Source organism: Anabaena sp. WFMT (assembly GCF_051781005.1).
Taxonomy (GTDB): domain Bacteria; phylum Cyanobacteriota; class Cyanobacteriia; order Cyanobacteriales; family Nostocaceae; genus Anabaena.
The window spans coordinates 1-22569 of record NZ_JBPWOA010000001.1; the positions used below are offsets into that span (position 1 = coordinate 1).

The following is a 22569-nucleotide window of genomic DNA, read 5'->3' on the forward strand; positions in this document are numbered from 1 at the left end:
CACAGCAGATAGGCGATAGAAACTGGTGCTGTCCACCGTCCTAGACCTTCACGGACGACAACTGCGCCTAAACCAGGGGCTGTACCTTCGTCATTAACTACCCGTACACCAAACCAACGTTTGGGAATGGTGCTGCCGGTTTTACCTAGTAAATACAATTGCCACCACGAGAGGGTGATTGGTGCTAATAGGGCAACTGTCCACAAGAAATTAGTCGGGCTGGCAACGTTACGAATACCATAACTAACGGGTAGGGCTAGTGGTCGTGCGATCGCTCTTTCTGTGAGTACCAACACTGGGTTGAGAGGTACTCGGTTGAGATCGCTGCGAGAATTGGCATAAACGCCTAGTCCAAAGGGAACTAACCCACTGGCAACTACTAATGTGATTTCCACTGCCCAAGCGGCCAAGCGCCTTGTTCCTAAGGGCAGGGAATGAGCTTTTTCTGGTTTTTTGGACTGGCTAGATTGATGAATATTTGTCCCGACAGTTGGGGTCGCCATTATATAATTCCCTTTGACTTTATGTTTACGCCAATCTCGGCGCGGTTAAAATAGGCTATTGCTTACGTTGAAAGCTATTAGACACAAAAAATTTGTATCCAAGATACACTAATACCGCTAACAGTGCCAGACTAATTACAGATGTTACGAGTTTAAACACTGTTTGTAACATCAATAATCCCAATACCATCACTGCTCCCCCAACGGCCAGCTTTTTCATCCCCGATAAACCTTGGAACCAAAAGCGCGATCGCTCTAGATATAAGTTGAATTTGGCAAACCCAGAGGTCGGTGTCTGTTTTTCTCCCTCTGGTTGAGACTGGGTTGGGGAAAATGAATTAATCTCAGCCTCTAGTTTTTGGAGGCGACGTTGCAACTCTTCTTCGGGTTGAGGATTCATGATTTTTTTTACCTCAGCTAGGATACTCTGGTTTTACAACCAACTAAATCCTTTATTTGGCGGTTGTCTTAGTGATTTTAACTAATATCTATGTGTGCAACACCTTTGTAGGTAGGGAAAATAATCTATTACCCGTGAGTTGCTAAAGGTTGCTGTTGACTAGCCATTATTGAGGGGGATCAAGATGATTAGTGCTTGAGTATTCAGTAGAATTTTTCTGCCTTTCCCCGTTCATTTCAGGATATTTTAATATTTAGTCACAAAGTAGTTAAATTTCAGAATAAAAATTTATACATTACATTTGGGAACAAAAACGGTTTGTCTGCGTCAAGTAGTCCAGAATATATATAAAGATATTGCTCTATTAACAGTCAGGAGCATTAACTAAAATGAAAACCTTAAAGCTATTGACTCTTGTTTCCACAACTTTGGCAATGTGTTTGGTATTTAACCAAGCTAATTTAGCCCAAACTCCAGTAATTCAAGTTAATAACAAACCCCAGTCAGACCCGATGGTTGTCAATGGTATGTCAGGGGGAACAGTTAAAAGTAACTGCGGAAATATTACCACTAAACCAAGTCAAGTTATTCAAGTTAAAGAATCACTACCTTATTTGCGATTAACCGTTGAGAGTCAGGGAAAGCCCACGCTATTCATTGATGGTCCCGGTGGTAAATTTTGTGTATTGGCAGATAGTTACTCTGAAAATAATAAACCAGAACTTGCAGGTTTCTGGCAGGCTGGGCAATATTTGCTCTATATAGGTGATTTATCCCCAGAACAGCACCCTTATGCCCTCTCGATTTCACAAAAACGGAACTAGAAGGCAGGAGGCAGGAGTCAGGAGTCAGAGGGCAGAATGATGAATGCTAGTAAGTACTCACTACTCGGTACTCAGCACTCAGCACTCACACCGTTACGAATTATTTTAATCTTCTAGTGATTTGGCTGTGACTTCAATGGCTGTGATATCAATTGTGCCTTCTGGTGCGAAGCGGCTGAATTGACTATTTTGGATTGATAGCTGTTCTCCACAATTTGGACACTGTAATTTGCTGTTATTTAAACCTGTTAATTCAAATTCGCAGACGGGACACTGGCCAGCAACCAAATTGCGTTGTAGCCACCAGCGAAATCCGAAAAAGGCGACAACTGGTGTGACTAACAACAGCCCAAAAATAATTAGCAGGGAATTAACTAACCAGCCTAAGCCTAATGATGCTAATAACCAGGTTATAGCTAACAAAGTGAGCCAAGGACGGAGTTTTTCAAGATTCAATTGCAAGTTATTAGGGCGCATTTCTCAAATTTGTTTTACTATCACTCTATCTTAGTCATTAGTTAAGGGTCATTAGTTTAGTGGCGATGGGGAGAGAAGCATTTGTTGTAGGCGTTGTTGAAAGGCTTCTATGCCAAAAATAGCGATCGCCTGTTCTCGTAACCATTCACCATCACAACGTTGATCCTGACCTTGGAGAATTTCTATACAAGCTGCTGCTACGGCATCGGGGTTACGGTGTGGTACTCGCCATCCTAGTTTACCATCTTGTAAGGGGTCAGCCGAGCCATCATTATCACCAGATAGCACTGGTATACCACAAGCCATTGCTTCTAGATAAACTATACCAAAGCCTTCTTGAGAGGGCATAATGTAGGCATCCGCTAGACGATAGTGTAACATTAATGCTTCTGTAGCGACAAAACCGGCAAAAATCACGCGATCGCTCACACCTAACTCTTTTGCTAACTCAGCTAATCGCGGTTGATCATCACCACGACCAATTACCAAATATTTTACCTCTGGAAACACCTGCATAATTTGCGGTAATGCTCTAATTGTGACATCCACACCCTTGTAAATATCCCCAGACCACAACCGTGCCACTGTCATCAACACTTTGGCATTATTTAAACCGTACTTCTCAACTAATTCTGGTGCTTTGATACCAGGAGTAAATTTATCCCCATCAATAGCACAAGGTAACATCTTTACCTGATCAGGATTGATATCATTAGCAGCACAAGCACAATCTCGACTGTAGCGGCTAATTGTCCAAATTGCCGCAGAGGAAGCTAAAGCACTTCGTTCTTGATTTTTGAGCGGTTCCCAGACTTCCTTCCCATAAGTGAGTACAGTATAGGGAATCCCCAAAGGTTGACATAAAGTTTTTATCAGTACCGCCAATTTAATGTGACCACAAAAAACGTGTTGCGGTCTTTTTTGCAAGAGATAACGAAGTAACGCCAAGGTAAATTTGATTCTTCCTACTGGGGGCAAATCACTTTGGAAATAATGAAATTTTAAATTTTCTGATGCAAAAGGATTTACACAATCATCACTATCACGTAATAAAAAAACTTCTGCTTTACAGGTTTGGTTTAATCCCAAATAGGCGTTAAAAATATCTTTAACATAGGATTGAATACCACCTTCAAGGGTAAAAATTTCTAAGAATACGAATACATGATTGGCTTTACTACTCAATTTCTCACCAGGCTTTAAATTATCTGTCACTTGATTAATTAGCATTTTGGGATATTTCTGGTGACACTCTACCACTTTGCAATTTATCCAAATCAGTATTTACCATTCTCTCTAAAAGTTGCTCAAAACTAACTTTAGGTTCCCAGCCAAGATTATTTTTAGCTTTATTGGGGTTAGCAACAAGTTGAAAATGTTCATCTGCTCGTAATAAATTGGTATTAGTAACTACGTATTTTTGCCAGTCTAGTCCCACACAATCAAAAGCTGTGGCGATTAATTCTCTAACACTGTGGAGTTTACCTGTACCAATTACATATTCTTCTGGCTCATCTACCTGTAGCATTCGCCACATTGCTTCCACATGATCTCCAGCAAAACCCCAATCACGTTTGGCATCCAAGTTACCCATTTCTAAAGTTTTGGCTAAACCCAATTTAATTGATGCGACTGCTAAAGAAACCTTGCGTGTGACAAACTGAGGAGGACGCAGAGGAGATTCATGGTTATACAAAATACCACTACAAGCAAATATGCCATAACGCTGTCGGTGATGTACCATAGTCCAGTGAGCGTGTAATTTTGCTGCTGCATAGGGATTTTTAGGACGAAAAGGAGTTTCTTCATCTTGAGGAGCAACATCAACATCCCCAAACATTTCTGAACTACTAGCTTGATAAAAACGTGTAGATAGACCAACTTGTCTAATTGCATCTAACAATCTAGTAGCAGTACCTGTGATTAGATCCAGAGTTCCTAGAGGATCATGCCAAGAATCAGGAACAAAGCTAGGTGCTGCTAAATTGTAAATTTCGTGGGGCTGTAATTGTTCGACAGCGGTTAATAAGGCCGCACTATCTCTAGAATCAACGGTGTAAATTTTTACTTTGTCTGCCAAGTCTCCCAGTTTTGACAAGTTGGCTTGTCGGTGTGGAGATACCAAACCCACAACCCTGTAATTTTGATTGAGGAGCAAATGGCTGAGATAGTAACCATCTTGACCTGTAATGCCTGTAATTAGGGCTGTCTTTGTCATAGATATACTTTTTGATTATGACAGTTTTAGTCTACTAAAATTATGTATCCAGTATATAATGTAGTTGATTTAGCTACCCGTGAGGTGCAGAATTTTGCCATGAATGAAGTTACATCACTAATGGTAAGTATGATGCCATTAAGAGCGATTACTACGGAGTGTTTCAGCTGAAGCAGACGTTCCGCAAACGCGATCGCATTGTCACCAATAGTAATGCAGATTTAGTATCTTTTGGCAAGCTCTTGATCTTTAATTACATATTTACCAAAACAGTTGCAAATTAACGCCGAATTGAATACCCTAGATCCGAAGACATTTTCCGCTCCAGATGCCATAGGATATACAGATTATCCCTTACTAAAAGCTGAGAATCTTCACAAAGAAAGCATAAATTTCAGCAAAAAATCAATACCCTAATCACCATTTTCGGTTTTATAATTGTTTAGAACAGTTAAGAAACCGGGTAATTAAATAAGGGCTGAGGCTGGTTGCATCAAACCTGTCTAAATATACTAGATATAGCCTCATCTACCCTAGTTTGAAAATCTGTTTTTTCCAGAAATATCACTTCGCAGGCACGTACAAATAATTATGGATTTGTCAAACTTTACTACACTCCAAAACTTAGAATCTGCCTTCGGTGGTGAATCGATGGCAAATCGCAAATACCTGTTTTTTGCTAACGTAGCGCGTCAACTGGGTTTTTCAGACTTAGCCAAACTTTTTAAGGAAACAGCAGATCAAGAAACTGAACACGCTTTTGCTCATTTTGAGTTATTACATCCAGAACTAGTTGTTAAAGATGCAGCAAGTTTAACTGAAGAACAAAAAAAGGAAATTATCTCTCGCTGTTTGTCTTTAGCAATTGAAGGTGAAACCTACGAATACACTACAATGTATCCTGATTTTGCTGCTGCTGCTCAAAGCGATAGAGATAACCCCGCAGCTGAAGAATTTCTTAAACAAGCACAAGAATCTAGCGAACACGCCAACACATTCCGCACCGCAGCACACCGTTTTGGTTTGCTCAAATTCATTGAAAATCACCATGCAGATCGCTACTCTGAAGCTTTAGAAGTATTAAATGGAGGACAAGCTGTAACCAAAGTAGCAGGAGAAGATCCTGCTACTCAGAAATGGATTTGTAGACAATGCAGCATGATTTATGATCCCATTACTGGTGATCCTGATTCAGGAATTGCACCTGGTACACCGTTTGCAGCAATTCCTGATGATTGGAGTTGTCCTATTTGCGGTGCTACTAAAAAGACTTTTAAACCTCTTGAAGAAAAAGTTGCTGCTTAAGACAGAACTGAATTGAGTTCTTCTATTGAATTTCAAAAAATCCTAGCCTGATCCCTCTTCCTTTATAATGTCTAAAATACGGAAGGGGGATTTTATTTCTCTTTCTACTAGCTAGGCGATATTGCTGAAGAGAGAAATAAATATGCTGCCAAAAATAAAAAGAATTTACAGAATTGAAGAATATTCTCGGCAAGATATACTTTATCATTCTTTTACGCCCAGTTTGGGAATACTTTTATCTATTTTTGGTGGCTGGACAATGCTTTGTTTTTATTTATTAGTGGGTGCATTTATTAGTATTTTATTTTTAGATATTGATAATTGTTATGAAGTACTAACTTGCAATTTCAATTCAGCACTGGGTCGAATTACTTTGAAACAAAGAAATATATTTGCTCAGGGAGTTATTGAACTATCACTTTCTGAAATTGAAACAGTAAAAGTTAACTCGCGCAGTTCTTCTTTGACTACTAAAAGCAGGTTTGGCAAAAAGATTCAAATTAATAGTCAGTTATATTGGATTACTTTTATTTTATATTCTGGTGAACATCATCGCCTGACTTATTATGACACTACTCTTTTTAGTAACAAGCAAAAAATAGTTGATTACATTTTGTTTCTAAAAGCAAATACATAAGGTTATTCATCCACTAATAATATGGGGTTTTAATTAAATATCGAGAGGTGCATAATTATGAGTTCATCAGAAGAACAAGAACAATTTGAAGACCTTAAACCAGTTTATCAAGAGTTGAATTTTCAGATTATTTGTATAGTTACGATGATTGCTGTGATTGGAGTTTCTAGCGTTACTCCAGCATTCCCTTATTTAGCTAAATCTTTAAATATCAACCCCAAAAATCTAGGTTTATTAATTACAGTATTTACATTACCTGCCTTGATTTTAGGGCCTGTTATTGGAGTATTAGCCGATAGATGGGGTAGAAAAATAATTATTACCCCTTCTCTATTTTTATTTGGAATTGCTGGTACAGCTTGTGCTTTTGCTCGTGATTTTAATTTATTGTTATTTTTACGTTTATTGCAAGGAATTGGTGCAGCTTCTTTATTGTCTTTAAGTATTACTTTAATTGGTGATTTATATAAAGGAGATAGACGTGCTGCCGCAATGGGATACAATGCCAGTTTTAGCAGTGTTGGTACTGCAAGTTATCCGTTAATTGGTGGTGCATTAGCGACATTGGGATGGTATTATCCTTTTATGTTGCCTGTGATAGCGATTCCTGTAGGTTTGCTGGTGTTGTTTGCTTTGAAGAATCCAGAATCGAAGAATCAACGCAACCTACAAGAATATTTGAGTAATGCGGGAATAATAATCAAAAATCGGCAATTATTTGGTTTATTTATTGCCAGTGCATCTAATTTTGTACTTCTTTATGGTGCTTATGTCACCTATTTACCACAATTAATTAGTGATACATTTAAAGAACCACCTGCCACTATTGGCTTAATACTTTCGAGTGTGTCTGTAGCAATTACAATTACATCTTCTCAGTTAGGGAGATTAGCGAGAAGATATCAACCAACAAATTTAATTAAAGCATCTTATATTTTGTATGCTTTGGCAATGGTAATTGTGCCCTTTGTTTCAAGTATTTGGTTACTATTAATCCCGACAACTATATTTGGTATTGGTTTAGGAATTGGGTTTCCTAGCATTCAAACTTTGTTAGCGGAGTTAGCACCAAAAGAATATTTAGCAACGGTTGTATCAGTGAATGGGACATTTTTGGGTTTAGGACAAACTCTGGGTCCTTTGTTAATGGGTGTTGCGTTTGGTTTTGGGGGAATTAATAGCGTGTTTTTTGCAGCAGTGGGTTTTGCAATTTTGATATTTTTCCTGTTTAAGTATTTGACTTGTGAGTGAAGAGTTAGGTGAATTATTTATTGAGAATCAGTTGGAAATATTAGGAAGGTTAGCATCATCTATATCTATGTTATAAATAAACTTAGCTCTCATTTCATTAAGTTTACTTTCTTTAGCCAATTTGACAATAGCTTCTCTTAATTTTTGAGATGCACTAATATTACTTATTTGAAGGCATTCTCTTACCATCTTAACTAAGTCAGGATGACCTTTTTGAAGCCATTTATAATATTCATCGACAGTGCGGTTATCGAGAAATTGAATATCTTCATTTTTCCAGCCGCTATTTTTGAGAATCGTACTTAATACTACAGTAATATCTTTTGATTCTTCTAATGATGCTATTATTGATTCTAATTTTTCAAGTAAATCAGGAAATTGACTAATTTTATGTTTTAATAAATTCAATAAATTTAGATCAGATTCATTATTGATTAAGTTTGTAAAAAATATTTTCTTGTAATCATTATATTCATCATAAATTCCAACAGATGATGCTAAGTTGGCAAGTTGTTCAAATTTGTCAATAGGTAAATCGAGATAATGTTTTTCAAGAAATTGAATGATTTTTTCACCTATTTCCTGTTCTGAAGCTCCAAATGAACTGGAATATGGCTCATAAAGACTACTAAATTTTTCAATAATATGGCTCTTTTTTTCTCTTTCATTAAGAATATTGCATTCTTGAATAAACGCTTGTTCGTTAAATAATGATGTTTGTATCAGATCAATTATCTGTTTATCAATTGTATTGATTTCGAGAAAAAACTCTTTAGAAAATTTACTGTCAAGTTTTGTCAAACTAATAACTATTGTATTTTTTATGACTTGATTACGTAGACTATCCTCCCAACCTGACATTAAGGGAATAAGTTTATCTATAACCCATTTAGTTTTGCGTAAAACACGAATATTATTTGTACCAGTATTTATAAAAACTGATTCAATCACCTCTTTGTCAGGATGATTATTAAAAATAAAATCTAAGTTTTCTTTTACTGTTGGATTTAGCTCAACTTCAATATCAATAACTTTTTCTCGATAATCTTGCAAAGCCTTTTTCGATTTTTCGTCTTCCAAGAGAGAATCTTCATTATAAATGAGAATAATTTGACATTCTAATTCTTGAACTAAATACTCAACAAATCCAAGTAACTCATCTAAATTAAGATTACTAGACTTTCTTTCAAGATCATCAATACATATAATCGACTCTTTGGCTTTTAAATTAAACAATAGATTAAGTCCCAAGTCTCCAGCCACAGAAATTAATGATCCTACCACTGGGATAGAAGGTAGTCCTGCTAATGCTACATCTATTTTTGGAGTTCCCTTAATTCTTTCGTAGTTACGATTTAACCATTCAACAGCAATAGCTAGAAATTTATTAAAATCATTGACTTTTGTTATTTTAGAATCTTGATTATTCGTCTCTGGATTATCTTTGTAATTTGCTAATAACCTTGCTTTCAGTTGTTCAATTGAAGAAATACCAAAAACAGAAGCATAATAATGAAATTCTTCTTTATCTTCTTTATGTTTAGATAAAATATTCTGTAATAGATAAGTTTTACCAACACCCCACTGTCCCTTGAGAGCTAAAACTTTATAATTTTTCTTATTCTCTAAGAAATTATTGATAATGCTTTCTACTTTTTCTCGACTAACTCCAGATTTTGCTGTATTTGTATTTTCAGACATAACTGCTTCTAGACTCCAATGATAAAAGTAGACTCATTAGTAATACGTTAATTCTCCTATCTTAGAAGCGTTGATGTCAAGTGTCTTTAATCACCGTAGTAGTAAGTTTACATCACATCCTAAGCTACACCATAACCTGTATACTGTCTCTTATATGGCGGATGCAAACCTAAAACGATATCCTCCTTTGCTACACCCATTTCGACTAATTCTTGTGCAATATCTACATCTGTCATATTGCGCTGAATCCAAATCTTGCCATCTTTAATATCTAAATGGATGTAACAGTTGTAAACTCGTTTCATTCCCTCCCAACCAATATCTAAAATCTGGTAATGATCATTTTCTGTATCAAATACAAGCTGACATTCAATATCTGAATCACCACTTTCAAAAGTAGCATGAGAAATTAATACTTGGCGGATAATTTGACGATAATGCTCTAATCTTTCCATTTGACAATTATCTCCTGAAATTGATCATGGATGATTAACTTCACTTGATAAAGCTTGATAGCTTCCTGAATAAATAGCTCTTGAAAAAAAGATTCAAACGTATCTGAGGGAACTGCTAAATACAGTATTCTATCAGATTCTTTCATTTGTAGTGCGAGGCGATAGTTCAAAAACTGCCCTAATGCTGCGTGAAAATCAGTAATAACAGAGCTATTAAGAAAGCTTTTGATTTCAACTGCAATTTTTAATCCTGCTTTATCAGCTGCAAAAACTTTATCAGCTGCTAAGTCAATCTCAAACTTTACACCCTCAATTCTAATTTTAAGGGGATCTGCTGTAATCACCCACTGTTCTTTCAAAAGTGCTTTTTTAACAGCATCATGGAATAAGTCTTTAGCAGCCATTTATGCTCACAAAATCTCTAATTTTATCTTAAACCCCCCTGTAGCTTAAGTAACTTGTTTATTTGCAGTTATCAAAAAAATCTGTCTATGCGTCTCAGAAAGCGGGAAGCCAACCTCCAGGTGTCTATGCGCGAAATATACCCCCAAAAAAGAGAGTGGGAGGAGGCATTATCAAGCGCCTTTCACTCCCACTCTACTATTTGCTGCTGAAGCGATTCAGGAATATACACATAACGCTAATCGTCACTTAGGGGGGTAATTTACAGATTAACGATAACGCCTCTACTCAGTGAGTATTCCTATTGCAGCAAACGCTAATTCTATTTAGTTGTCTGACAAACTTCACAAGAGTCATTTGCTAATTTGTTGAACTTCTTCTCAACTGCCTTGCTTTCGTTTGTCTAATACAATTTAACTTGGTTCATGAGAAGGTGGTTGCCAAATTGGCATTTTTTTAAAATTTTTATATTGTTCATTGCTAACATTTAACCACCTATATTTCTGTTAATGCAACATAAAATTAGTAGATAAATTTCTTGTAAATTTTCCGGATGGCTAGAAAGAGATTGTTTGTAAATTAATAGGGGGTCACACCCCTTATCCCTATTCTGACTTGATTTCAGTGGAATTTAACCCCCTTTATTTATTTGCCTAAAAGCTATTTTAAAGCAAGTTAATCCTGTTAAAATAAGGTTTTAGCTATGAGGGGTGAAACCCTTCCTTAATCTATAAACAGTTTTCTAAAAGTCTTGATTATCGAATTGAAATGGTTAACTCAACAGTTTGCTATGCGATCGCTTGATATAGAAGTATGTGGATGTTGATAGTACCTTTAGGCTGAAAGTTGGACTAAATAAAGTGTTTAATTATACAATAATTAGATTAAGCGGATTGAGAATATTGACGAGCCTGGATTAAGAGTGAAATTCAGCAAAACCCCCAACTCCATGTAAAATACAGATTCCAGACTGTATTTCCTCAACATCATGGGCAGCACTTTTGGTCATCTTTTCCGAATTACGACTTTTGGCGAATCTCACGGCGGCGGTGTGGGCGTTATTATTGATGGTTGTCCGCCACAACTAGAAATTTCGGCTGAGGAAATTCAATTTGAGTTAGATAGAAGAAGGCCGGGACAAAGCAAAATAACCACTCCTCGCAAGGAAGCGGACACCTGTGAGATTCTATCTGGGGTGTTTGAGGGGAAAACCCTGGGAACGCCAATTTCAATTTTGGTGAGGAATAAAGATGCTCGTTCCCAAGATTATGATGAGATGGAGCAGAAATATCGCCCTTCCCACGCAGATGCTACCTATGATGCAAAATATGGATTGAGAAATTGGCAAGGCGGTGGCAGGTCGTCAGCCCGTGAGACAATAGGGAGAGTTGCTGCTGGTGCGATCGCTAAAAAGATTCTTCGTCAAGTCGCAAATGTGGAAGTTATCGCCTATGTTAAGTGTATTAAAGATTTAGAAAGCGTAATTGATACTGATACTGTAACTTTAGAACAGGTAGAAAGTAACATTGTCCGCTGTCCAGATGGCGAAATTGCCAACCGCATGATTGAATTAATTGAGCAAACTGGTAGAGATGGTAATTCCATCGGTGGGGTAGTTGAATGCGTGGTGCGGAATGTTCCCAAGGGTTTAGGTGAGCCGGTTTTTGATAAATTGGAAGCAGATTTAGCAAAAGCTGTGATGTCTCTGCCTGCAAGTAAAGGTTTTGAAATTGGTTCTGGTTTTACGGGAACTTTGTTAACTGGTTTTGAGCATAATGACGAATTTTACATTGATGAAAATGGCGAAATTCGCACCGTAACCAACCGTTCTGGGGGGATTCAAGGGGGAATTTCTAACGGCGAAAATATCATTTTGCGAGTTGCATTTAAACCAACTGCAACTATTAGAAAAGAGCAAAAAACGGTGACTCGTGAAGGAGAAGAAACACTTTTGGCAGCCAAGGGAAGACATGATCCTTGCGTTTTACCCCGTGCTGTACCAATGGTTGACGCGATGGTGGCTTTGGTGTTGTGTGACCATCTGTTACGGCATTATGGGCAGTGTAAGGTATTGTAGAGGGGACTGATAAGTTAGGGGTAGAGCGATCGCACTTTAAACAAGTGTCACATTTAATAGACAAGAGCGTGAAAATTAAATGTGCATTTCTTATAATCCTTGTAGAGACATTTCCTGAAACGTCTCTACATCCTTTTCCACTCCTATCTCTAATGTCTTTTGCTGGTGCGTCAGACTCCAAAATTCGGTAACAATTAATAGATTTTTGGCATCTGATACAGCGGATTTCATTTAAATGAGATACAAACTTGAATAATGAAACTCTTGTGGTGCGGGCATACTTCGACTAGCTCAGTACAAGTCTTGCCCGCTATGTAAGTACCTCCTGATAGCGAAATCCGCTGTATATTCACCTAAAATTTTCAAACATCATTTAAAAAAGTTGCTAAATTTGGCACATTTACCCAGGTTTTCAACTCATGAGATTGATGAGATAAATCCATTAATAATTGAGAATAAACCCCCTCACGCAAAGATGGTGTAATCTCTTGTTTAGTTTCAATTCCTTTTATCCATTCATCCACAACACGAAGAAAAGCACAAATGCGACCATCAACATAATATTGTGGAAACAGCAATTGTTGAGGAATTTCTATTTCTGTTAAAGGTTGACCAATTTGAGAACCCCAAACACGAAAATCGTGAATATAATCTTTTTGGTTGTCGCTACCTAAAATCAATGTACCCTTATCTCCATACACCTCTACCCGATGAGTTCTGGGTGCATGAACAACTGCACTAATCGCAACCTGGCAAGGTGTACCATTTGCTAATTCCAGAGATAACATACAAGTATCATCTGTATTCACTGGCTTTAATTTTCCATTTACCGGATCACTTCTTTCGGGAATAGCTGTACTCAAATATGCATTTAATTTGTGAACAGGGCCAAATAACCAATTAATATAATCAAAAGCATGGGAACCTAAAGATCCTAATGCACCACCACCTTGTTCTTGATTAGAAGACCAATTCCAAGGACGAGAAACATCAGCGCGAGAAGCACCCAACCAGTCAATTTTAATTAAGCGTAAATCACCAACATAGCCTGATGATAAAAGTTGAGCAAAAAATTGCCATCCGGGAACAAAGCGAAATTCAAAATCTACAGTTGCAATCACACCTTTATTTTTAGCTAAATAGTATAGTTCTTTAGCTTCAGTTACATTTAAAGTTGTAGGTTTTTCTAATAAAAGATGTTTGCCAGATTGCAGGACTTGTTTGGCCATTTCATAATGTAGAAATGGCGGTGTAGAAATGCTGACTGCTTGGACTTCTGGCAACGCAAGAATTTCTGTTAAATTATCACTAGCGTGGGGAATATTATTTGTTGTAGCGATAGATTGAGCTTTATTAATATCTCGATGATAAATAGCAACTATCTCTGTTTTGTGATGGGATTGAAATGCGGGAATATGCACTTTTTGACCGAATCCAGTACCGACAACTGCAACACCAATCATAAATAGTTAAAAGTTAATTTTTGCAAAACCGTAATTTTCAGATTATCATAACTATACATTACCTAGTCAAGATTGACTGAGTTTAAGAAATAATTATAGCTGTTTTCATATTCAGTAAGTTAAAGTTCGTCATTTCCAACCCTCCAGGCAAGAATAATTGGACACAGATGACCGCAGATAAACACAGATAAAGATGGATCAATCAATGAATTTCAGGATTATGTGCAGCCTCACATAAAGTTGGTATTATTTACAAATATCTTTTTTCAAACTTTGTTGAGGATCAGTTGAAAATCTTTGAATTATTCCTATCAATTCTTGACTAGATTTTGTTCGATTAACCATTAATCTTGGTATTCTGTAATTATCTTTTAAACAAGTATAATTGAGTAATTTATCATTATATAGATAACCAGATAAATAATACTTGGTGACATACTTTTCTACCTGTTTATTATAAGCACCATAAGGATAAGCAATATGGGAGGCTACTTTTTGTTCTGGATCTAAATCATCTAGACATTTTCTCAGTTTAATTCTAGCTAATAATAGTTCGCTAATTACCTGTGGCTGAGAAATCTCAGTTAAATTCTGATGATTATTTCCATGAGATTGAATATCAAAAAATCCTTGTTGCCAACCTTTTCTTAATTCCTGACACCTCAAATGGGTTGCAGGTATGCCATCATTATTAGCTAATGTACCAGGACTGATAAATAAAACCACTTTAATTTTCTGACCATATTTTTTTTCTAGCTTAGATAAAATAGGTAACAAATTTGTATATACTGTCTTATAGCCATCATCAAAAGTCAACATAATCATTTTTTTATTTCGATGCTCATAAGGTATTTCTTTAGATTTAGTAAGAAAAAAATCATACAAGTCTTGAGTAGTTAAAAACCAATAATCTTGAGTAACTAAATACTCTAATAATTTCTCTATCTCTTGCTGTTTATAATCCATCTCTAAGTTGGAAGATTGACGAAGATTATTTTGAGATTTCACAATACCATGAAAACCCAAAATCGGAATTGTGGGTGGATTAGATCCTAATTTAAGCAATGGAAAAATTATTGCCATTAACAAAAATATGGTAATCGGGAATTTTGTTTTTTTTGAAGAATTGCTAACTTGATTATTATTACCTTCGTCCATTTAAAAAAAAATTACCTTTTAATTAACATTAGTGGTCAGCATGAACTTAATAAGAAACTGCATCTAATTTGCAATTAATTATTTCGATTAATCAATGCTGAGATATTGCAAGCGATGTAAGCAATTGCTAAAGGAGATTGATTTTGTAAAAGTGGCAAAATTTGATTGAGAATTTGTGGCAGAGTCGCACCATATACAGGGTATAATTTTTCACACAGTTGATTTAAAATGCGATCGCCTGCAATATCGTCTGTACCCGGTCGCAGTAACCAATGCGTCCGCAATATCTGAAAATAATGTATGTCATTAGTCCGCACAACCTGACGAATCTCCTGAACAGCATTTTCCACTAACTCATCAGTTGCCACTTTCATTACCAACGGTTGCAGTGTAAATGCGGGTTCTTGTTCACTGTTCCATTTTTCTAAGAGCGATCGCTTTTCTAACGCCATAATGCCCTCTAATACCATAGCAGGGTCAACGGATAGCAGCAAATGGGTCTGCAATCGACAGAAAGAGATGGGTTCTTGCCAAATTGCTAACCAGTACAGGATATCTTGTTCTAAGCCGGAAAGCTGCTGAAATTGCTGTTTGAGGATGACACGCAAGCGATCGCCCACAACTATGGTATTTTGATTTATAAACGCTGCCACATTCCCACCAAATACAGACTCAATCAAGGGAATTACAAGTTTCATTGCTAAAGGATTACCACGATAAAGTTGAATTAAAGCCGATAAACCCAATTCTTTACCTGTAAATCCTCTAGATTTGAATAAATTTAAAGCCTCGGTTTTTGCTAAACCATTTAATGTGAGATTACAAACAGTTTTTGTATTAGCTTCCAGAGAATTTTGTTTTTCCCGGCTAGTCGTAATGATACAGCTTTGATGACGGTGAAGGCTTGATTCTTGAATAAATTTAGTTAATTCTGAATTTGATAAAACAGCATCCAATCCATCTAAAATTAATAAACAACGATGTTGTTGTAGATAACTTATTAATTTAAAAGTATCTTTTTGAATATTATTAACCGCAGATTGATTAAAACTGTTTAATAAATTATCGAGCAAAGAAATGAGCGAAGGTATATTATAAAGGGATTTCCAAATTAAGCAATCAAACTTAGATTGCATTCGGTCTGCTATAGCCAATGCTAGAGAAGTTTTCCCAATTCCCCCAATTCCCACAATATTGATTAATTTACAACCATTATTAATCCACTCCTCTAATTGTGATAATTCCTCATTTCTGCCATAGAAACTTTCAATATCAGGTGCTTCATTCCAGTCAATGAACGGAGTGGTAACATCTAATTGGATATCAGATGAATCTGAGATAGTTTCCCACTCACTAATACCCACAGCTTGACAGATAGCAATGAAGATTTCTTTCTGAATGCGATCGCCCTGCCAAAACCGTCGTAAAGTAGCTTTAGAAGTATGGGCATCTTGCCACCAACGCGCAGTGCTGGTTTTAGTCCATCCTAAACGTTGACGGGCTTTATCGACAATTTCTAATCCTGTGGTTGATGCTTTGAGAGAATTGGACATAACATTTATGGTTCAGATTCTGATTTCTTAGATACATCTGGAATCTGGGAATGATTTTCAAACAATTCTAACAAACCAATTGTGCCTACAAAAAAAGTATAAACTCCATATTGGATTGGGTTATGATTTTTAGCAGGTGCATAAAAAGCGGCCATTATTGCTTCAACGAAATGAGCCGACAATGCAAAGCGAGCAATTATCAAAATCGGATTTAAGGCAATAGGTAGATGATTGTTAGTTATTAATGTTTGGATATCCCATATTTCTAAACATATTGCAATTGTTATAACTACTATAGATATTAATTTTATTACTGGTGACAGTTTTTCTTTGATATCCTTTAAATTCATATTTTTAACCACAATATTTTTTAACATTTTCTTGAAATGATTACCTGTTAACATCTAAATAAACTAGTGTTAATAGCAGTACTATGTACTTAATTTAAACCTGCAATATGATCTTGGATTGCTTTAATAAATTTCCAAGGGTATTCATTTTCATTAACTTCAAGTCTAGGTAACAGATTCAACGCACTTGTAATCCATCCTTTTTTGTCTGTTGTGTATGGGATACCTTGTTGTACCAGCATAGACTCTAACTCACCGCACGGGTTGATAAATAATCCTTTCTGGGCGCAAATCTCCCATAAAATATCAAATTCAGATTGTAGCTCTACTGATAAGGCTGCACGACCTTTCTCTTTAAACTCTTTCCAACTCTTTGTAGAAGCTGTAATTTCGTTAGCTCGGCTCTCAACTTGTTTCAATAATTTTGCTTTGTCAGATGTAGATACATTCTCTCTACCTTCCATCTCGTTAATAGAGGATAATAATGTTTTTAATTTCTCTGTAACGCTCTTTAGCCTCTGATCAGGAGAAATCTCTTTAGCGGCTTCTGCAATCCTTTGGCGAATAGATAACAACTGATTTATTTGATCATTGTTGAGTTCCCAAGATTAAAAATGCTTTTCAAATTCTGCCCGATCATTCAAAACATCAAAATCAACAATTCCTGCACAACTTACTCCCATATGTTGGTATGTTTGAATAATTCGTGAAACAGTTTGCTTATTATCGGCTTTAACAAAATGAAAGTCGATATCATTTTTCAATTTATTGGAGGCAGTGTGGTAAAAACGTGCATCACTGTCAGCCTCTACTACGACTACACCAGGATAGAAAAGTCCATCAAGGACACGAGCCGAACTGAGAAGAGGATCATTCACCAATTTTTGTAGGTGATTTGGATCAAGTATATGGAAAGAGTTAGTTTGATTCTGCCGAGCAATTCGGAGAATAGTGACATCAGTTGTCTTGCTTAAAATACCTCTTAGTAAATCAGTGCTGTGTGTTGCTAAAATGATTTGACGAGAACTATTAGCTTCCTCTGCAATTAACTCACCTATTCGGAAGGCTTGAGGTGGATGGAGAAATGCTTCTGGTTCATCAATTAAAAATACATTTCGCTTAATTGCTAACAAAGCAGTCAGAATTCCTACAAAACTCCTAATTCCGTCACCTTGCTCATCTAACTTGTCATACTTCCTGAGAATAGGTTTAGCATCTCTGGGGTCTTGAGGGATTGTACTAAAGCTATCTCCAACTCGCAGAAGTAACCGTTGAAGTCCAGTAAAGTCCAGCTTTATTTCTTTTCCAAAAGCACGTTTTACTAATTTTTGTATATGACTTTCTACATCTCTACCTGCGTTATAGAGAACTTGTAGTAGGTTTGCTTCTTCCCTTTCATGATTTGCACTAACAGACTGTTTTACTAACCGAAGACGATGTTCTGTAGTGAGAAATGCAACCATAGCACTACCAAAATACTGAGCAAACTTGTCCTTATTAGTCAGAACACTCGGAAATGTCTGTTCGTACCAGCTAGGCCACTCTGCGTTGAAAACGGTACTATGTTCTTGGTCTAGTTCAGGGGCTAATGTACGGAACATCCAGTTACCATTTTCATCTCGATATCGCTCTACATTGTAGGTATCGCGTATTTCTTGTAAAGTAGCTGGAGATGTCCACTCCACGTCAGTAACAACAATTCCTTGTAAAGGTTTTTTTTGTGTCGTTTTCCAAGCAATATCCTTTAAAGCACGGCTTTTTCCAGCATTGTTAGGACCAATAATAACAGTAAGATTTCCCGGTTGCAGTTCTAAGCCATTGTTGAATATAATGCGATTTAGCTTGTAGGCGTACATAAGAAAGATTACTGAAATCTGAAGTAAATATTTGTTTAGTCTAGCAGCTACTTAAAGCTCACTGTTTTTTAGACAAATCTTTACACTGACATATTTAATATGTCTAACCATGTATTAGCCTCATACTTTATCAATGATACTCCCAATTAAAAATTGAAGCTTAAAAATTGATCGCCCTGAACCAACCACTGAGCATCAATTGAGCATAAAACTGAGCATATATCCCCGAAAAACCCACCTACGCTAGAGACATAGAAAAACAAGCGTCAGGTAAAAAATATGATTAGCACTTTAGAACAACAACCCAGTGGTTTATACATCTACACCCCCAACCAACAACCTATAGCTTTTCCTCTCAAACACACCGAAGTCAAAGCTCAAGTTATTGGTAATATCTCACGGGTGGAAGTAACCCAAAGCTTTGAAAACCCCTTTACCACTACCTTAGAAGCTACCTATATTTTCCCCTTACCCGATGAAGCTGCTGTTGATGATATGCTGATTCGGATTGGCGACAAAATTATTAAAGGTAGTATCAAAAAACGCCAAGAAGCACAGCAAATTTACGAGCAAGCTAAACAACAAGGACGCACTGCTGGACTTCTTGAACAAGAACGAGACAATATTTTCACCCAATCCCTCGCTAACATTCGACCCGGTGAACAAATTGATGTGATTATCCGCTACACCGAAAGTCTTAAATTTGAGGGTGGAAATTATGAATTTGTCTTTCCGATGGTTGTTGGTCCCCGTTACATTCCAGGGATAAGTATTGAAGGAAATACTTCTGGTGGTGGTTCTGCACCTGCACCCATGTCTCTCAATCAAGATACTGATTTAGTCCCAGATGCTTCTCGCTTGAATGCTCCCATCCTCCCAGCAGGTACACGTTCTCGCCATGAGATTAATGTCACAGTGGAAATTAACGCTAGCGTAGAAATACGTAATATTAGCTCACCCTCTCACCATATCCAAATTACCCGTGACGGAAATCTGGCACAAATAAAACTAGGAGGTGGAGACACCATACCCAATAAAGACCTAATTCTTCGTTACCAAGTAGCAAGTGAAAACACACAAGCCAGCGTACTCACCCAAGCCGATGAACGGGGTGGACATTTTGCAGTTTACCTAATTCCTGCTCTCCAGTACAACCCAGATCAGTTTGTCCCCAAAGATATGGTGTTTCTGATTGACAGATCCGGTTCTCAAAGTGGCGCACCGTTGATGCAATGTCAGGAATTAATGCGCCGGTTTATCGCTGGACTCAATCCCCATGACACCTTTAGCATTATTGATTTTTGCGATACCACACAGCAACTCTCACCTGTTCCCCTTCCCAATACTCCCGAAAATCGCTTACGGGGAATTAATTATATCAATCGCTTAAATGCAGGTGGGGGAACGCAGATGTTACGGGGTATTCAGACTGTGTTAAATTTCCCAGTCACAGATCCTGGACGTTTACGAAATATTGTCCTACTCACTGATGGCTATATCGGTAATGAGAATCAGATTATTGCCGAAGTGCAAAGCCGTCTCCAACCAGGAACTAGACTTCATAGCTTTGGTGCTGGTAGTTCTGTAAATCGGTTCTTGCTAAATCGAGTTGCGGAAATAGGTGGGGGTATAGCTCGCATTATCCGCGATGATGAGCCTGTGAATGAGGTGGTGGAAAAATTCTTCCGTCAAATCAATCATCCTGTTTTTGCTAATATCCAATTGCATTGGGAAGGTGATGGTGAATTTCCCATTATGTATCCTTCTACACCACCAGATTTATTTGCAGAACAGCCGTTAGTGTTATTTGGACGTAAACTCGATGGTTGTGCTGGCAAGTTGCACGTTACAGGTATGAGTGGGGATGGTAGACGCTCTCAATACGTCTTTAATATCAATTTTCAGGTGATGGATAATCCTGCTATTGCCCAACTTTGGGGACGTTCCCGCATTAAGGATTTGATGAATCAGATGGTGAGTGGTGATACAAAGGTCGGTGTGGAAGCAGTGACACAGACTGCTTTGACTTATCAATTGCTATCCCAATATACTGCCTTTGTTGCTGTTAGTGATGAGGTCAGAGTTAATCCTTTCCAAGATTCTGTATCTGTGCAAGTATCTGTAGAAATGCCGGCAGGTGTCAGCCAACAGGGTATTTTTGGTAATGCTACTGCCAAAAAAGTCGCTCAATCGGTGGTTCAATCTAATGCACCTGAGTTGAGGAAGAGGGCTATGAGTACAGAAGATGTAAAAATGCGCCCACAAATGCCTTCTATGCCTGCACCTGAAAGGGAATATGCTCCACCTTTACCCCCTGTTCCAGGAGCTAGGAATGAACCTTTAGAGATGGATTCTTTAGAAAGGTCTATTGATGACGAGTTTGCTAATCTTGAAGCCTTTTTATCTAGTGACGACGAATCCTATGACTTGGGTTTGATCAATCCGTCAATGATGTCTGCTTCACCTGCTACTGGCTCTATAGATGAAGAATTGGCAGAATTAGAAACCTATTATTGGGAAGGAAATGCTGCTGTCCCTCCTCTGCAAATCAAGGTCACGGGATTAGATCAACAGATGGTTTCTCTGCTTTTTCAACACTTGCAATCAATTCAATTACCTACAGGGTTAAGAGGTGATTTAGTGTTTGAGTTTGAGATAAATCAGGGCAGAATCAGACAGTTAGTTCTGGATGAGCAAGCTTCTTCTCTTCAAGATCAAAGTCTGATTAATGCAATCAAGCGATCGCTCCTCACTTGGCGACCCTCCCAAATTATCAGCAGTTCCGTCGTTTTAAGCATCCGGATTCAATCCTAATAGTAAATTAAGGGCAATGCAACCGGGAACTATCCCGGTTTTTTAATAACTCCCGAATTTGAAAATCCTTCACACTATTGCTAAATGTGCTGGTTCATCTGCTTCTGGTTCATAACCAGCTGCTAGTTTTTCCATTGATCTATCAATTAAATCCAAACCTTGCTGCACGGTTTCCACTAAACTTAACTGTCCGCGCAATTCAGCCGCACCCATAAAGCCTTTAGCATACCAAGTCATATGTTTACGGGCTTGACGCACACCTCTATCACCCTTATATTCCCATAAAGCATATAAATGTTCTCTGGCACATTCCAAGCGTTGAATTGCATTTGGTGCTGGTAATAATTCCCCGGTTTTCAGAAAGTGATCAACTTCACCTACCAAAAACGGATAACCCAAAGTCCCACGAGAACACATCACTCCATCTGCACCAGTTTCTTCTAGACATTTCACTGCTGCTTCCACAGAAAAAATATCCCCATTCCCAATGACTGGAATTGATAATATTTCCTTCACCCGTGCAATCCATTCCCAACGGGCGTTACCATTGTAACCTTGAGCGCGGGTACGTCCATGCACGGTAATCATTTTTGCACCAGCATCTTCCATGCGTTTGGCAAAATCAAGAATAGTAATTTCCTGATCATTCCAACCAATTCGGGTTTTTACTGTCACGGGAACCTCAACAGCTTTGACAACTTCTCGCACAATTGCTTCTGCGATTTCCGGTTGTCGCAATAAGGAAGAACCACCACCATTTTTGGTGATTTTATTAACTGGACAACCCATATTAATATCAACAGTATCCGCACCTTCAGCAACGGCTTTTATTGCTGCTTCGGCAAGAAAATCTGGACGACAATCAAACAACTGAATGCTAATTGGGCGTTCGTTGGGATCTACCTCCATGATTTTGGGTAACTGCGTGACGTAGTGTAATCCCGTCGCATTCACCATTTCGGTATACATCATTGATTCTGGTGCATAACGACGCACTAAGCGCCGAAATACCAAATCTGTCACTCCCGATAATGGGGACTGCAAAACACGGCTTTTAACCTCAAATGAGCCAATTTTTAGAGGTTGGGAGAGTCTAGCTTGGAGAGTGGGGGAGAGGGAAAGCAT

The 22569-nt window shown here is 37.6% G+C and carries 22 protein-coding genes; 6 read left to right on the plus strand and 16 right to left on the minus strand.

Features of this window, described 5'->3' with window-relative positions; all coding sequences use genetic code 11:
• On the minus strand, positions 1-503 hold a 503-nt coding region (locus ACSQ6I_RS00005), incomplete at its 3' end, for an RDD family protein (RefSeq protein ID WP_438888156.1).
• Between the two features lie 55 nt (positions 504-558).
• Positions 559-903 (minus strand): hypothetical protein, encoded by a 345-nt coding sequence (locus tag ACSQ6I_RS00010; protein ID WP_438888157.1) that lies wholly within the window; start codon positions 901-903, stop codon positions 559-561.
• Positions 904-1292: 389 nt separating this feature from the next.
• On the opposite strand from ACSQ6I_RS00010, the gene ACSQ6I_RS00015 reads away from it, so the two are divergent.
• Entirely contained in the window at positions 1293-1727 is a 435-nt protein-coding gene (locus tag ACSQ6I_RS00015; RefSeq protein WP_438888158.1) for a hypothetical protein, read from the plus strand.
• Between the two features lie 105 nt (positions 1728-1832).
• On the opposite strand, the gene ACSQ6I_RS00020 is transcribed toward ACSQ6I_RS00015, so the two are convergent.
• Genes ACSQ6I_RS00020 through ACSQ6I_RS00030 form a run of 3 tightly spaced genes read right to left on the minus strand, consistent with a single transcriptional unit; the run spans position 1833 to position 4422 of the window.
• Positions 1833-2204, minus strand: coding sequence for a hypothetical protein (locus ACSQ6I_RS00020; RefSeq protein WP_438888159.1), 372 nt, complete (start codon positions 2202-2204; stop codon positions 1833-1835).
• Positions 2205-2255: 51 nt separating this feature from the next.
• Positions 2256-3434, minus strand: coding sequence for a glycosyltransferase (locus tag ACSQ6I_RS00025; RefSeq protein ID WP_438888160.1), 1179 nt, complete (start codon positions 3432-3434; stop codon positions 2256-2258).
• Positions 3424-4422 carry a GDP-mannose 4,6-dehydratase gene (locus ACSQ6I_RS00030; RefSeq protein ID WP_438888161.1) on the minus strand — a complete coding sequence of 333 codons (999 nt, stop codon included), beginning with the start codon at positions 4420-4422 and terminating at the stop codon, positions 3424-3426. Before ACSQ6I_RS00030 ends, ACSQ6I_RS00025 begins: the two co-directional genes overlap by 11 nt.
• A gap of 591 nt (positions 4423-5013) precedes the next feature.
• Between ACSQ6I_RS00030 and ACSQ6I_RS00035 the strand changes: the two genes are divergently transcribed.
• The 3 genes from ACSQ6I_RS00035 (at position 5014) to ACSQ6I_RS00045 (ending at position 7615) form a co-directional block, all read left to right on the plus strand.
• Complete coding sequence (locus ACSQ6I_RS00035; RefSeq protein ID WP_438888162.1) at positions 5014-5727, plus strand: rubrerythrin family protein; 714 nt, start codon at positions 5014-5016, stop codon at positions 5725-5727.
• 142 nt (positions 5728-5869) lie between these two features.
• The gene (locus ACSQ6I_RS00040) at positions 5870-6364 is read left to right on the plus strand and encodes a hypothetical protein (protein WP_438888163.1); all 495 of its coding nucleotides are present in this window, start codon (positions 5870-5872) and stop codon (positions 6362-6364) included.
• A 57-nt stretch (positions 6365-6421) separates the two neighbouring features.
• Positions 6422-7615 carry an MFS transporter gene (locus ACSQ6I_RS00045; protein ID WP_438888164.1) on the plus strand — a complete coding sequence of 398 codons (1194 nt, stop codon included), beginning with the start codon at positions 6422-6424 and terminating at the stop codon, positions 7613-7615.
• A 27-nt stretch (positions 7616-7642) separates the two neighbouring features.
• On the opposite strand, the gene ACSQ6I_RS00050 is transcribed toward ACSQ6I_RS00045, so the two are convergent.
• From ACSQ6I_RS00050 to ACSQ6I_RS00060, 3 genes are all read right to left on the minus strand, one after another.
• Positions 7643-9316 carry a P-loop NTPase fold protein gene (locus ACSQ6I_RS00050; protein ID WP_438888165.1) on the minus strand — a complete coding sequence of 558 codons (1674 nt, stop codon included), beginning with the start codon at positions 9314-9316 and terminating at the stop codon, positions 7643-7645.
• 119 nt (positions 9317-9435) lie between these two features.
• Complete coding sequence (locus tag ACSQ6I_RS00055; protein WP_438888166.1) at positions 9436-9771, minus strand: XisI protein; 336 nt, start codon at positions 9769-9771, stop codon at positions 9436-9438.
• Positions 9759-10175 (minus strand): XisH family protein, encoded by a 417-nt coding sequence (locus ACSQ6I_RS00060; protein WP_438888167.1) that lies wholly within the window; start codon positions 10173-10175, stop codon positions 9759-9761. The genes ACSQ6I_RS00055 and ACSQ6I_RS00060 overlap by 13 nt, the downstream gene beginning before the upstream one ends.
• Positions 10176-11161: 986 nt before the next feature.
• Here ACSQ6I_RS00060 and aroC point away from each other — a divergent pair.
• Positions 11162-12250: a chorismate synthase gene (gene aroC / locus ACSQ6I_RS00065; protein WP_438888168.1), complete on the plus strand. Its 1089-nt coding sequence runs from the start codon at positions 11162-11164 to the stop codon at positions 12248-12250.
• 90 nt (positions 12251-12340) lie between these two features.
• On the opposite strand, the gene ACSQ6I_RS00070 is transcribed toward aroC, so the two are convergent.
• The 7 genes from ACSQ6I_RS00070 to ACSQ6I_RS00100 form a co-directional block, all read right to left on the minus strand.
• Complete coding sequence (locus ACSQ6I_RS00070; RefSeq protein WP_438888169.1) at positions 12341-12481, minus strand: hypothetical protein; 141 nt, start codon at positions 12479-12481, stop codon at positions 12341-12343.
• A gap of 131 nt (positions 12482-12612) precedes the next feature.
• The gene (locus ACSQ6I_RS00075) at positions 12613-13713 is read right to left on the minus strand and encodes a Gfo/Idh/MocA family protein (protein ID WP_438888170.1); all 1101 of its coding nucleotides are present in this window, start codon (positions 13711-13713) and stop codon (positions 12613-12615) included.
• Between the two features lie 246 nt (positions 13714-13959).
• Complete coding sequence (locus ACSQ6I_RS00080) at positions 13960-14871, minus strand: polysaccharide deacetylase family protein (RefSeq protein WP_438888171.1); 912 nt, start codon at positions 14869-14871, stop codon at positions 13960-13962.
• A gap of 74 nt (positions 14872-14945) precedes the next feature.
• On the minus strand, positions 14946-16424 hold the full coding sequence (locus tag ACSQ6I_RS00085) for an NB-ARC domain-containing protein (protein ID WP_438888172.1): 1479 nt from the start codon (positions 16422-16424) through the stop codon (positions 14946-14948).
• Between the two features lie 5 nt (positions 16425-16429).
• Positions 16430-16774, minus strand: coding sequence for a hypothetical protein (locus ACSQ6I_RS00090; protein ID WP_438888210.1), 345 nt, complete (start codon positions 16772-16774; stop codon positions 16430-16432).
• Positions 16775-16863: 89 nt separating this feature from the next.
• Positions 16864-17349, minus strand: a complete 486-nt coding sequence (locus tag ACSQ6I_RS00095; RefSeq protein ID WP_438888173.1) for a hypothetical protein — start codon at positions 17347-17349, stop codon at positions 16864-16866.
• A gap of 33 nt (positions 17350-17382) precedes the next feature.
• Complete coding sequence (locus ACSQ6I_RS00100) at positions 17383-18630, minus strand: ATP-dependent nuclease (RefSeq protein WP_438888175.1); 1248 nt, start codon at positions 18628-18630, stop codon at positions 17383-17385.
• A 279-nt stretch (positions 18631-18909) separates the two neighbouring features.
• Between ACSQ6I_RS00100 and ACSQ6I_RS00105 the strand changes: the two genes are divergently transcribed.
• Positions 18910-21444, plus strand: a complete 2535-nt coding sequence (locus tag ACSQ6I_RS00105; protein ID WP_438888176.1) for a VIT domain-containing protein — start codon at positions 18910-18912, stop codon at positions 21442-21444.
• Between the two features lie 69 nt (positions 21445-21513).
• On the opposite strand, the gene dusB is transcribed toward ACSQ6I_RS00105, so the two are convergent.
• Complete coding sequence (gene dusB / locus ACSQ6I_RS00110) at positions 21514-22569, minus strand: tRNA dihydrouridine synthase DusB (RefSeq protein WP_438888177.1); 1056 nt, start codon at positions 22567-22569, stop codon at positions 21514-21516.